The organism is Hominilimicola fabiformis (assembly GCF_020687385.1).
GTDB classification, from domain to species: domain Bacteria; phylum Bacillota; class Clostridia; order UBA1381; family UBA1381; genus Hominilimicola; species Hominilimicola fabiformis.
Genome location: NZ_JAJEQM010000006.1, coordinates 94,430 through 106,973 on the forward strand (window position 1 = coordinate 94,430; position 12,544 = coordinate 106,973).

Here is a 12,544-nt window from a genome sequence, read left to right on the forward strand (position 1 = left end):
ATGAGTCTTAATTTAAAGCAAAATGTAAAATGCCCAAAGTGCAGTCAAATGAGTGAAGTTACTGTATGGAATTCGATTACGGTTAAGGACAGTGAAGATTTAAAGCATGACTTGCTTACGGGTAAGGTGAATATGTTCCGTTGTCCGTCTTGTTCGTACTCGGCACTTATGCCTACACCTATGCTTTATCACGATGAAGATAAGCGTCTTATGATTTCATTTTCACCGTGTGACGATGTTGTTTTGAAAAGTCAGCTTTTTGACAATGTTCAGAAATCGTCAAAAGAATCGGGCGAACTTGACAAACTTGAGGGGTATAATTTACGTTTTGTAACCGATTATAATGAATTGCTTGAAAAAATTCTTATCTTTGATAACGATATGAACGACAAGACTATGGAGGTTATAAAACTTATGGTATTGTCGCAGGACTTGGAAAAGGCGGAGCAGAGAGTTTGCCGTTTCGGAAAGTGTCAGGATGAAGTGATAGAATTTATGATATACGACACAATCGAAAATCAAACATACACATCAAAAGTGCCTAAAGAAACATATGACACAATTCATAAACAACTTCTTGAATCGGGTATGAAACCGTACAGTTTCGGTTGGGAAATGGTTGACGCATCATATGCGACAAGACTTTTAAACGGGTTTAACAACTGATGGACAGAGTACTTGAATATGAAATTCCGTCAGAATATGACGGAGCGAATATAACGACTGTTTTAAAACGGCATTTTAAAATTTCAACCAATCTGATTAAGGACTTGAAGAAATACAAAGAGGGAATACAGGTAAACGGCGAACACAGACGTGTTGTGGATTTTGTGGCAAAGGGCGATATTTTAAAAATAACAATTCGTGATACTGCGTCCGAAAATATTGTGCCTACCGATATTCCGCTTGATATTGTGTATGAAGACGAGGACGTGCTTGTTATAAACAAACCGCCGAATATGCCGACTCATCCGTCAATGGGAAATTACGAAAATTCGCTTGCAAACGGTGTGATGTATTATTACAAAAGCAAGGGCGAGGAAAGAGTTTTTCGTGCGGTAAACCGTCTTGATAAAGATACTTCGGGACTTATGGCTGTTGCAAAAAATTCGTACATACACGCAAGATTGGGTGAAGAAATACAGAAAAAAGAATTGAAACGAAAATATATGTGTATCGTGTGCGGTGATGTAGAACATGACGGGACGGTTGACGCACCGATCAGACGTGCCGACGGAAGTGTTATAAACAGAATTGTGGCACCTGACGGACAGAGAGCCGTAACACATTACAGAGTTATAAAACGTTACAGAGAGTATACATTGCTTGAAATGGAGCTTGAAACGGGGCGTACGCATCAAATTCGTGTGCATATGGCATATATCGGTCATCCGCTTGTAGGCGACTGGCTTTACGGAACGGAGAACCATAATATTGCCAAAAGGCAGATGTTACATTCGTGCTATCTTTGCTTTACGCATCCGATTACAGGTCAAATAATGGAGTTTAAAGACGAAATGGCAGAAGATATGAGGGCTTTTATCGAAAAACTTTCGTAAAATCATTGAAAAAACAGTAAAGTTATGATATGATAACATATATGTATTAATATTTTAATGTATTGAACTAAATTTAAGAGGTGATATAATGGCTTACAAAGTAGTTAAAAAGAATGTGCTTAATCCGCAAATCTTTTTAATGGAGGTTGAAGCTCCATTGGTTGCGAAGAAAGCAGAGCCGGGACAGTTCATCATTTTGAGAATTGATGAATACGGCGAAAGAGTTCCGTTTACAATCGCAGATTTTGACAGAGAAAAGGGAACAGTTACAATTATCGTACAAATCGTAGGTAAGACAACAAAGGACCTTGCACAGGTTGAAGAAGGAGAAGAAATTCTTGACTTTGCCGGACCTTTGGGAACACCTACACCGCTTGAAGGTCTAAAGAAAGTTGCGGTTATCGGCGGCGGTCTTGGCACAGCTATAGCTTATCCGCAGGCTAAGAAACTTCATAATCTTGGTGCCGACGTAACGGTTATCACAGGTTTTCGAAACAAGGATTTAGTTATTCTTGAAGATGAACTAAAGAAAGTTTCAAACAAACTTATCGTTGCAACAGACGACGGTTCAAACGGAAATCAAGGCTTTGTTACAGATATGCTTAAAAAAGAAATCGAAGCAGGCGAAAAGTTTGACGAAGTAATCGCAATCGGTCCGCTTGTAATGATGAAATTTGTCTGTAAGCTGACAGAACAATACAACATTCCTACAACAGTTTCAATGAACCCTGTTATGATTGACGGTACAGGTATGTGCGGCGGCTGCCGTGTAATAGTCGGCGGAGAAACAAAGTTCGCTTGCGTGGACGGTCCTGACTTTGACGGTCACAAGATTGACTGGGATACTGCTATGAAACGTGGCAGAATGTTTAAGGATTACGAAGAAAAATCATGTAAAGAAGGTCACTGCAGAATAGGCAGAACCAATCATCAAGACTGATTAAGGGAGGATTTTTAATATGCCAAATATGAGAATGGACAAAAATCCGATGCCGGAGCAATGTCCTAATGTAAGAAACAAGAATTTCCTTGAAGTAACAACAGGTTATACAGAGGAAATGGCAATAGACGAGGCACAGAGATGTCTTAACTGTAAACATAAGCCTTGTATGCAAGGCTGTCCTGTAAGCGTTAAAATTCCTGAATTTATCGCGTTTGTTGCAAAGGGTGAATTTGAAAACGCTTATAAGAAGATTAAGGAAACAAATGCACTTCCTGCTGTTTGCGGCAGAGTATGTCCGCAGGAAAAGCAGTGTGAATCAAAGTGTGTAAGAGGTATCAAGGGCGAAAGCGTCGGTATCGGCAGACTTGAAAGATTTGTTGCCGACTGGCATATGAAGAATGTCAAGGAAGAAATTGAAAAGCCTGTTTCAAACGGTAAGAGAGTTGCAGTTGTAGGAAGCGGTCCTTCAGGACTTACAGTTGCGGGCGACCTTGCTAAAAAGGGTTACGAAGTAACAATTTACGAGGCATTCCATACAGCAGGCGGCGTTTTGATGTACGGTATTCCTGAATTCAGACTTCCAAAGGATATTGTGCAAAAGGAAATCTCTAACCTAAAGGAAATGGGTGTTGACATCGAAACTAACGTAGTTATCGGTAAGACACTTACTGTTGACGAATTGTTTGACGAAATGAATTTTGATGCGGTATATATCGGCTCAGGTGCAGGTCTGCCTCACTTTATGGGTATCGAGGGCGAAAGCCTTAACGGTGTATACAGTGCAAATGAATTCTTAACAAGAATTAATCTTATGAAGGGCTATAAGTTCCCTGAATATGATACACCTGTATATGTAGGTAAAAATGTTGCGGTTCTTGGCGGCGGTAACGTTGCTATGGACGCTGCAAGATCGGCAAAGCGTCTTGGCGCTGAAAACGTATATATCGTTTACAGACGTGGTAAGGAAGAACTTCCTGCAAGAGCGGAAGAAGTATTCCACGCAGAAGAAGAAGGTATCGAATTTAAACTTCTTCAAAATCCTACAAAGATTCTTGGCAACGAGGACGGTTGGGTAAGCGGTATGGAAGTTATCAAGATGGAACTTGGCGAGCCTGACGACAGTGGCAGAAGACGTCCTGTTCCTATCGAGGGCAGTGAAGAAGTTATTGACGTAGATACAGTAGTTGTAGCTATCGGTCAAACTCCGAACCCGCTTATCAGAAAGACAACAAAAGGTCTTGATACAAATAAGAGGGGTTGTATCATTGCTGATGAGGACACAGGTAAAACTTCAAAAGACCATGTATATGCCGGCGGTGACGTTGTAACAGGTGCCGCAACAGTTATTCTTGCAATGGGTGCGGGTAAAGCCGCAGCTGCTGCAATAGATGAAGAACTAAGCAAATAAAAATAACGGCGACAGTCGTGAAAATGCACTCTTTACGGAGTGCATTTTTTGTACTTAAATTGTGTAATTTTCTATTTAGACCTTGAAAAAAAACGCTATATGTAGTAGAATATTTAGAGAAATAATTAAATTACGGAGGCAGTCTTATGAAGGTAATAGCTGCAACAAAAAACAAAGGAAAAATAAGAGAAATGCAAGAAATTCTTGCACCGCTTGACATTGGAATCGTATCACAACAAGAGCTTGGATTTGATGTTGATGCGGAAGAAACAGGCGACACGTTTGTAAAAAACGCACTTATTAAGGCAAGAGCGGTTGCTATGGTTTGCGATTATCCTATCCTTGCGGACGATTCGGGCATATGCGTTGAGGCACTCGGCGGTGCACCGGGTGTCAGAAGTGCAAGATACGCCGGTGACAATGCAACGGACGAGGACAGAATTAACAAACTTTTAACGGAACTCGGCGACAACGAAAACCGCAGAGCAAAGTTTGTGATGTCGGTAGCGTTTATAATGCCTGACGGTACGGAAATAACCGCTGAGGGTGAAGTAAAAGGCACGATAACAAAAGAGCCTAAGGGTGAAAACGGATTTGGATATGATCCGATATTTTTGTCTGACGAACTCGGTAAAACGTTTGCCGAAAGCAGTGACGAAGAAAAAAATTCAATCAGTCATCGCGGACGTGCATTGAAAAATCTGTATGATAAGTTGAAGAAAATGAATTAAATAAATATAAGAAAGGTAACAGATTGCTATGATGAATGATATATATTTGGAATACATACTAAAGAAGAAAAAAACAGGCGGACAAAAGGCGATTATCGCAGTTATAATTTTTGCGGCGATTATTGTATCGCTGGCTTTGCTATTACTTATTTTTGCAACGGCTACTGCACTTTCGGGCACTCAATTCGGTTCATTTTCATTTAGTATCGGACTTGTGCTTATAGCATTTGCGTGGTACGGTGCGTATTTGCTTATGAGTATGCAAAATATTGAGTACGAATATATACTTACAAACAGCGAAATTGATATTGATAAGATTATGTCAAAGAAAGCAAGAAAAAGAATTGCGAGTTTTGACTTTAAAGAAATAAATATTTGTGCGAATATCGATGACAACGAGCATAATCACGACTATAAAAATGTAACAGTAAGCAAAACTTTTGACGTTACGGGTGATAAGTCGAGAGGTAATGTTTACTTTGTTGATTACAGCCAAGACAGTGAAAATTACAGAGTATTGTTCCAGCCTACATCAAAGATGATTGAATCAATCAAGAGATTTAATCCGAGAAATGTATTTGTAATGGAGGACTAAAATATGAAAGCGTGTTTTGCCTCTGAAATGAGAGGTGTGGACAAGGCGGCAAGTGAAATCGGCGGAATACCGAGTATTGTGCTTATGGAAAATGCCGCTATGGCTTGTGTGGAAGAACTAAAAAACGACTTTGCAAACCTTTCGGAAAAATCGGTCGCGGTATTTTGCGGAAAAGGCAATAACGGCGGTGACGGTTTCGCAATCGCAAGACATCTGTACAATATGGGCATTGATGTGGCGGTTTATTTGGTATGCGGAAATGAATTTAAAGGCGACGCAAAAATTAATTTTGATATAATCAAGAGAATGAATATCAACATTGATGTCATTTCCGATATAGAGGATTTGAAATATATAGTGCGTTCGTATGACATAATTGTTGACGCAATTTTCGGAACAGGCATAAGTGGAACTGTACGCGGAATAAGTTATGACGTTATAAGTGAAATTAACGATAACGCAAAGTATATAGTGGCGGTTGACGTTCCGAGCGGAATTAATTCCGACAGCGGCGAAATTTGCGGCGTATGTATAAAGGCTGACAAAACAGTGACCTTTGCGGCTTACAAAGTCGGTATGCTTATGTTCCCCGCGGCTGATTATGTGGGGAAGGTAACGGTTAAGAATATTTCAATTCCGGACTATATAATTGACGTACAGAATTTGAAGATTAACGTAATTGACGATAAATTTGTGCGTTCAAATTTTCCTAAACGTGAAAACAATTCGCAGAAAGGAGATTACGGTAAGGTACTTGTTATAGCAGGTTCTGCCGGAATGACAGGCGCGGCATATTTGTCATCACAAACTGCCGTTACAACAGGCAGCGGACTTGTTACTCTTGCAGTACCGAGCAGTCTTAACAGTGCCATGGAGGCAAAAACGACAGAAGTTATGACAGTGCCTTTAAGCGACAGAAACGGACGTATTTCTGCCGGGGCGATTGATGAAATTTTAAAACGAGTGGATAAGGCTGATACGGTGCTTATAGGTCCGGGGTTGGGAAGATGTGACGATGTTTCGGAAGTTGTTGAAAGTGTGCTTGAATATTCAAAAGTTCCCGTTATAATCGATGCAGACGGAATAAATGCCGTAGCGGAAAATATGAAGGCTTTAAGCAGTTGCACTTGCCCTGTGATATTTACACCGCATACGGTTGAAATGTCACGTTTAACGGGACTTGAGAGGGAATATATTGAGGATAACAGACTTGTTACCGCAAAGGAGTTTGCGGAGGAAAACGGAGTCACTTTGATTTTAAAAGGACATCATACGATTGTAACAGGTCAGGACGGAGAACAATATATTAATATTACAGGCAATTCAGGTCTTGCAACAGGCGGCAGCGGTGATGTGCTTGCCGGAACGGTTGCGTCACTTGTATCAAGAGGTATAAACGAAACCGTTGCGTCAGCTATGGCGGTGTACATACATGGTTTGGCGGGTGATATTGCCAAAGATAAGTATGGAATCGAGTCCGTAACCGCGTCTAAAGTTATGGAGTGTATTCCGTGTGCTTTAAGACAAATATTACAAGTAGAAAATTAAATGGCTATATGCTATAATTAATAAGAACTGAATTAAATCTCTCACAGCAATGTGGACGATTTTCATTCGGAAAAGGAGTAGTATAACAATGGATAAAAGAACTTGGGCAGAGGTTGATCTTGACGCAATAGCTCATAACATAAAGGAAATAAGAAAGATAACAAATCCGAATGCAAAAATAATGGCGGTAGTAAAAGCCGATGCATACGGTCACGGATTTTTGGAGGTTGCAAAAACGCTCCTTGAAAACGGCGCAGACCGTCTTGCCGTAGCGGTTTTGCAGGAGGGTAAACAGCTTAGAAGCCGTGGCGTAACCGTGCCGATTTTGATACTTGGTGCAAGCGGTGAAGAAGCTGTTGAAGATTTAATCAATTTTGATATAACACCGAGTGTATTCACATATGAATTTGCAAAAGCACTTTCTTATGAGGCTGAAAGAAAAGAAAAGGTTACGAAAATTCATATCAAAATTGATACAGGAATGAGCCGTATAGGTTTTCTTGCCGGAGAAAATAATGAAGAAATTGTAGACGAAATTATAAAAATATCAAAACTGCCTTATATTGAAATTGAAGGTATATTCTCACATTTTGCAACATCTGACGAGTACGATAAATCGTATACACTTTTGCAATACGGACGTTTTATGGATGTTTGCAACAGACTTGAAGAAAAAGGACTTAATATTCCGATTAAGCATATTTGCAACAGTGCCGGAATAATGATGTACCCTGAAATGCACCTTGATATGGTGCGTCCGGGTGTTATTTTGTACGGAATGTATCCGTCTGACGAAGTGGATAAGTCAAGACTTGACCTAATTCCCGCAATGACGCTAAAATCAACAATAACACATATAAAAGAAGTTGAACCGGGCAGAGGGGTAAGTTATGGAAAAGAGTACATAACCGATAAGAAAACCAAAATTGCAACAGTACCTATCGGTTATGCTGACGGATATTTAAGAAAGCTTGCAAAGCATGGTAAGATGATTGTTGACGGCGTAAAAGTTCCTATCATCGGAAGAATTTGCATGGACCAATGTATGATTGATGTTACAAATGTCCATAATATTGATAAAGGCGATGAAGTAATCATATTCGGACGTGAAGGAGTAACCGTTGACGATTTGGCCGAGTGGCTTGAAACAATAAACTACGAGGTGTCATGCGTAATAGGTAAGCGTATCCCGAGAATTTATACAAAAGACGGAAAGGCGGTGAAGGTATTAAACTACCTTATGTAGTTGATAAACGGTTATCTTGAAAACTGAAAAAGGGGGCCTGATTGCTTTGTCACAAATCAAAAAATCCGATAAAAATAAACTTGTAGCCGAACTTGAAAAAGGTTATAAGGAAATGGCGGATATAAATCTTGAACTGGCACAAATGTGTTTGGAGGCGGATAACGAAAGTCTTTCGCTGTGTGAGGAAAAACTGACGGAGTGTGAGTAAATTGATTGTGAAAAGAGGAGATATTTATTACGCCGATTTAAGCCCGGTTGTCGGAAGTGAGCAAGGCGGTATAAGACCTGTACTTGTTATACAGAACGACATAGGTAATAAATACAGTCCTACGGTGATTGCGGCGGCTATAACAAGCCAAATTAATAAGGCGAAAATGCCTACGCATATCGAACTTGCTGCAAAGGATTACGGACTTAATAAGGATTCTGTGATATTGCTTGAGCAAATCAGGACGATTGATAAAAGAAGATTACGAGAGAAAATAGGCCGTATAGATGACGGACTTATGGCAAGTGTTAATAATGCATTGTCAATAAGTTTCGGACTCGGCGGATTTTAAAAACCTCTTAATTATCGAAATATGGGAGGTTTTAATATGGATAGAAAAATAACGTGTTATGTAGCATAGACGGCTACATATAAAAAGGGTTATCGGCATTTTAGCCGATAACCCTTTTTTTTTGTGTAGGGGTATATTTGTTTATAAAATCTGAATCAGTAACAAAAAATGAGGCTTTGAAAAAGCCTCATTTTTGCTGTCTTATTCTTCCGATGAAGTATCTTCTTCTGCTCCGCCTGCTGTATTTTCGCTTTCAGATGAGCCTGTATTGCCTTGTTCGTAATCAGTTCCGCCTGAATTTGACGAAGTACTGCTGCCCGAATTTGTATCATAAGAACCACTGTTAGTACCCGAATTTGTACTTGACGAAGAACCGCTGTTAGTACTTGACGAAGAACCCGAATTTATACCTGAAGATGCATTTGAATTATTGCCGTTTTGATTTTCGTGCGTTTCCGAAGTCGCAGGATTTACTGTAGGCATAACGCTTGGAGTATTAACCGGTGCAACCGTTGATAGAGGTGTTTGCGTTGGTTTATTACGTCTGCTTGCGTGTGATGCGTCACAATATGCCTTTGGCTGTGTTCCTTCAACGAAGTAAGCGGTTGTGGTAGGGCAGGTGTCAGTTGCAAGCATACCGGAGTATTCGCATACCTGTGCCTCAACAACATTACTTGGTTTTGTGATTTCTTTAGGGTTAAGCGATTCGTGAATTTTTTCCATTACAAGATTCCATGCGGTAACTGTCGGATTGCCCGAAACACCTGCCGCTGAAATTGATGCAGGATTATCGAAACCGTACCAACAAGCACCTACATAATACGGTGTGAAACCAACAAACCACTTATCGCAGTCATCGTCTGTTGTACCTGTTTTACCGTATGTTGAAATACCGCAGTCAAGCTTTGCACCTTTACCTGTACCGACGCTGCTGTTTACAACGCCCGAAAGTAAATCAGCTGTAATGTATGCTGCCGCAGGACTGATAGCCTGACTTGTGCTTGATGTGTTTTCAAGAATAACTTGACCTGTTGAATCAAGTACTCTTGTGTAAGTATACGGCTTAATATATTTACCGCTGTTCACGAATGTACAGTACGCTCCCGCCATTTCTTCAACGGTTACACCTTGTGTAAGACCGCCGAGTGCAAGAGAACTGTAGTTTTTATCTTTTTCTTCAAGTGTTGTGATGTGGAATTTGTTTTGTAGGTAGTTGAATGAGTTTGTAAGGTTGACCATATCCAATACCTTTACGGCAGGAATGTTTGCCGAACGTGCAACCGCCTCTTTAATTGTCATATCGCCTAAGAAGTCGTTGTATGAGTTCTTTGGTTTCCACTTGTCGTTGCCGATTGTTATTTCTTCGTCTGTTACGGTATCGACTTCTGTGATTTTACCCATATCAACCGCCGGTGCGTAAACCGAAAGCGGTTTGATTGATGAACCCGGTTGACGTTTTGATTGAGTGGCTCTGTTCCAACCGCGAATATCAGTCTTTTCGCCAAGACCGCCTATAAGACCGCGGATTTTACCTGTGTAAGGGTCAATTATAATCATTGCCGATTGAGCACCCTTGCCTGTATAAGGGAAGTTAGACGTATTGGTAAATATGCCTTCCATTATATTTTGAATGTCGGGATCCATTGTTGAATAAATTTTCAAACCGCCGTTGTATACCTGTTGGGTTGCGAAATCTTCCGAGTAACCTTTTTGAGTCATAAGGTCGGCGATAACGTCATTTACAACTTGGTCAACAAAGTATGAAGTAATACGTCCTTGATTTTGCCTGTAAGCGTTGCTTACAACAAGGTCACTGCCTGATGCCTCTGCATATTCAGCGTCTGTGATATAACCGAGTTCACGCATTTTGCCGAGTACAAGATTACGTTTTTCGATATTCTTATCCGGATGTACAAACGGATCGTATTCTGACGGGAACTGTGTTATACCTGCGATTGATGCCGCTTCGGCAAGGGTAAGGTCGCTTGCGTCTTTGTTAAAGTAAGTGTTTGCGGCAGCCTCAACACCGTTACAGTTGTTAGCGAAATATACGATATTCAGATACATTGTAAGTATTTCGTCTTTTGTAAGCTGTTTTTCAAGTGCAACCGCACGCATCATTTCTTTGACCTTACGCGAAGGTGTATTTTCTTTTTCATTGGTTATATTTTTTATAACCTGTTGAGTAATCGTACTACCGCCATAGTTTGACGAGCCGATACCGACTTTTGAAAGTACCCATTTACCCGTTGCACCGAGTGTACGTTTTATATCAACACCGTGGTGCTTGTAGAAACGTTCATCCTCGATTGAAACGATAGCGTCTTTCATAACTTGAGGTATTTGCGACGAATCTACCCATATACGGTTAAAATCGGATTGTATTTGTTCAAGTTCCTGCGGATTGCCGGCGGCATCTTCGTAATATATAAATGAAGAATAATTCAAAGCAAGAGTTTGAATATTCATATCTTTAATTTCACGTGATACTGCGGCATACATTCCTATGCCCATACCGGATACAATTACAACTACCACAAAAATCGCAACAAAGAATGTAAGCCGTAAGCGTTTCCTGAATTGAATCTGTTTCGGAGTAAGCTGCTTTTTTTGCTTTTTCTTACTGCGGGAAGTTGTTTGAGTTCGGCGCCTTGACGGTACTTCTCTGTATGATGAAGAACTTGCCTGCGGTGATCTTGTAGGTTTTGTGGATGCCGCCTGTCTGCGACGTCTCGGAGCGCCTGAAGCTGACGAAGTTTTCATATCATACTCTTCCCAGTTGAAATTATCATTTGAGCCATATCCGGAGCTTGGTCTGTTTCTTCTGTTATTATCAGCCATAATATTTTCTCCTATCTTTTTTATTAAGATTGTAGACAAAATGTGAGAGTATGTCTACTTTGATTTCGGGGCTGTTAAAAGCCTCAATCTTTCTTTAAAGATAATTGCATACTTTAATTATATCCTAAATTGCATAAATTTGCAACATTTATTTTTCAAAGTCTTATGCAAAGTATAAAAATGGGACAAAAGGGAATAATTTAAGAAAAAATATTAAAAGAAATGAGGAATAAATTATGAAAATTTTAAAGAATACACTTATTGTTTCGTCATATGTATTACTTGTAGCGTTGTTTTTCGGAGGCGGATACGCTATCGGCAGAATAGGTGTGTCCGACAGTGTGCCGACTCCTATGCCTACGGTTGCGGCGGTTGAAGAGGTGAATGCAAATGATGTAAAAACTACAGTATATGAAGTTAAGGTTGAGAACGGTTTACTTCAAATTAATAAATGTGTAGGGGATAATAAAACGGCAATTTTGAGTGAAGAAATAAGCGAAAATGTATTTCCGAGCGAGGATATTGATGAACTCAAAAAAGGTGTTGAATTTGATAATCTTGATGAGGCACAACAGATGTTTGAAAACTTCGTAAGTTAAAGCAGTATTAAGTTTATGAACAATTTGTTAAAACACCAAAAGGGAGATATTGAGCGTAACAAAAAGAAAAATAAAGAAAATAAGAGTAAATATAGCAATAAATTAAAAAAACGGACTTTGCTAAATAGAGCAAAAAAGAACATAATAGCATTGTTAGCACTCAAGAAGTGTGAGTGCTAACAATGAACTTGATTAAAATTTTAGGAGGTAATATATAATGAACATCAAACCATTGGCAGACAGAGTTGTTATAAAAATGCTTGAAGCAGAGGAAACGACAAAGAGCGGAATTATCCTTACTTCAAAGGCACAGGAAAAGCCACAGGTGGCTGAAATCGTTGCAGTAGGTCCCGGCGGTGTTGTAGACGGAAAGGAAGTTAAGATGGAAGTTTCCGTTGGTGATAAGGTACTTACTTCAAAATATGCAGGTACAGAAGTCAAGGTTGACGGTGAGGAATATACAATTCTTCGTCAAAGCGACATACTTGCAATAGTAGACTAATATATTAGGAGG

The 12,544-nt window shown here is 39.8% G+C and carries 13 protein-coding genes; 12 read left to right on the forward strand and 1 reads right to left on the reverse strand.

Annotated features, from left to right (window positions below):
- The 10 genes from LKE05_RS05775 (at position 1) to LKE05_RS05820 (ending at position 8,590) form a co-directional block, all read left to right on the forward strand.
- Positions 1-666: a CpXC domain-containing protein gene (locus LKE05_RS05775; RefSeq protein WP_022229357.1), complete on the forward strand. Its 666-nt coding sequence runs from the start codon at positions 1-3 to the stop codon at positions 664-666.
- Positions 666-1,559, forward strand: coding sequence for an RluA family pseudouridine synthase (locus LKE05_RS05780; protein WP_308456222.1), 894 nt, complete (start codon positions 666-668; stop codon positions 1,557-1,559). Before LKE05_RS05775 ends, LKE05_RS05780 begins: the two co-directional genes overlap by 1 nt.
- A gap of 88 nt (positions 1,560-1,647) precedes the next feature.
- Positions 1,648-2,499 carry a sulfide/dihydroorotate dehydrogenase-like FAD/NAD-binding protein gene (locus LKE05_RS05785; RefSeq protein ID WP_117966948.1) on the forward strand — a complete coding sequence of 284 codons (852 nt, stop codon included), beginning with the start codon at positions 1,648-1,650 and terminating at the stop codon, positions 2,497-2,499.
- Between the two features lie 19 nt (positions 2,500-2,518).
- Positions 2,519-3,910, forward strand: coding sequence for an NADPH-dependent glutamate synthase (gene gltA / locus LKE05_RS05790; RefSeq protein WP_308456223.1), 1,392 nt, complete (start codon positions 2,519-2,521; stop codon positions 3,908-3,910).
- A 146-nt stretch (positions 3,911-4,056) separates the two neighbouring features.
- Entirely contained in the window at positions 4,057-4,641 is a 585-nt protein-coding gene (locus tag LKE05_RS05795; protein WP_308456224.1) for an XTP/dITP diphosphatase, read from the forward strand.
- 28 nt (positions 4,642-4,669) lie between these two features.
- On the forward strand, positions 4,670-5,236 hold the full coding sequence (locus LKE05_RS05800) for a DUF6106 family protein (RefSeq protein WP_308456225.1): 567 nt from the start codon (positions 4,670-4,672) through the stop codon (positions 5,234-5,236).
- Between the two features lie 3 nt (positions 5,237-5,239).
- Entirely contained in the window at positions 5,240-6,784 is a 1,545-nt protein-coding gene (locus LKE05_RS05805; protein WP_308456226.1) for an NAD(P)H-hydrate dehydratase, read from the forward strand.
- Positions 6,785-6,872: 88 nt separating this feature from the next.
- A complete protein-coding gene (gene alr, locus LKE05_RS05810) occupies positions 6,873-8,030 on the forward strand; it encodes an alanine racemase (protein ID WP_308456227.1) in 1,158 nt (385 codons plus the stop codon).
- A gap of 46 nt (positions 8,031-8,076) precedes the next feature.
- Entirely contained in the window at positions 8,077-8,238 is a 162-nt protein-coding gene (locus LKE05_RS05815; RefSeq protein ID WP_308456228.1) for a hypothetical protein, read from the forward strand.
- A 1-nt stretch (position 8,239) separates the two neighbouring features.
- Positions 8,240-8,590 (forward strand): type II toxin-antitoxin system PemK/MazF family toxin, encoded by a 351-nt coding sequence (locus LKE05_RS05820; protein WP_022230485.1) that lies wholly within the window; start codon positions 8,240-8,242, stop codon positions 8,588-8,590.
- Positions 8,591-8,791: 201 nt separating this feature from the next.
- Here LKE05_RS05820 and LKE05_RS05825 read toward each other — a convergent pair whose 3' ends face one another.
- A complete protein-coding gene (locus tag LKE05_RS05825; protein WP_308456229.1) occupies positions 8,792-11,431 on the reverse strand; it encodes a transglycosylase domain-containing protein in 2,640 nt (879 codons plus the stop codon).
- A 236-nt stretch (positions 11,432-11,667) separates the two neighbouring features.
- Here LKE05_RS05825 and LKE05_RS05830 point away from each other — a divergent pair, with 236 nt between their 5' ends.
- Both LKE05_RS05830 and LKE05_RS05835 read left to right on the forward strand, forming a co-directional pair.
- Positions 11,668-12,030, forward strand: coding sequence for a hypothetical protein (locus LKE05_RS05830; protein WP_118446186.1), 363 nt, complete (start codon positions 11,668-11,670; stop codon positions 12,028-12,030).
- A 217-nt stretch (positions 12,031-12,247) separates the two neighbouring features.
- A complete protein-coding gene (locus LKE05_RS05835) occupies positions 12,248-12,532 on the forward strand; it encodes a co-chaperone GroES (RefSeq protein WP_022230488.1) in 285 nt (94 codons plus the stop codon).
- The last annotated feature ends 12 nt before the right edge of the window (positions 12,533-12,544 follow it).

Bases quoted from the DNA above. Each gene is read 5' to 3' on its own strand.
- alr (WP_308456227.1), top strand. From the start codon at position 6,873: ATGGATAAAAGAACTTGGGCAGAGGTTGATCTTGACGCAATAGCTCAT.
- LKE05_RS05795 (WP_308456224.1), top strand. From the start codon at position 4,057: ATGAAGGTAATAGCTGCAACAAAAAACAAAGGAAAAATAAGAGAAATG.
- LKE05_RS05835 (WP_022230488.1), top strand. From the start codon at position 12,248: ATGAACATCAAACCATTGGCAGACAGAGTTGTTATAAAAATGCTTGAA.
- LKE05_RS05830 (WP_118446186.1), top strand. From the start codon at position 11,668: ATGAAAATTTTAAAGAATACACTTATTGTTTCGTCATATGTATTACTT.
- LKE05_RS05825 (WP_308456229.1), bottom strand. From the start codon at position 11,431: ATGGCTGATAATAACAGAAGAAACAGACCAAGCTCCGGATATGGCTCA.
- LKE05_RS05775 (WP_022229357.1), top strand. From the start codon at position 1: ATGAGTCTTAATTTAAAGCAAAATGTAAAATGCCCAAAGTGCAGTCAA.
- LKE05_RS05800 (WP_308456225.1), top strand. From the start codon at position 4,670: ATGATGAATGATATATATTTGGAATACATACTAAAGAAGAAAAAAACA.
- LKE05_RS05785 (WP_117966948.1), top strand. From the start codon at position 1,648: ATGGCTTACAAAGTAGTTAAAAAGAATGTGCTTAATCCGCAAATCTTT.
- LKE05_RS05805 (WP_308456226.1), top strand. From the start codon at position 5,240: ATGAAAGCGTGTTTTGCCTCTGAAATGAGAGGTGTGGACAAGGCGGCA.
- LKE05_RS05780 (WP_308456222.1), top strand. From the start codon at position 666: ATGGACAGAGTACTTGAATATGAAATTCCGTCAGAATATGACGGAGCG.
- gltA (WP_308456223.1), top strand. From the start codon at position 2,519: ATGCCAAATATGAGAATGGACAAAAATCCGATGCCGGAGCAATGTCCT.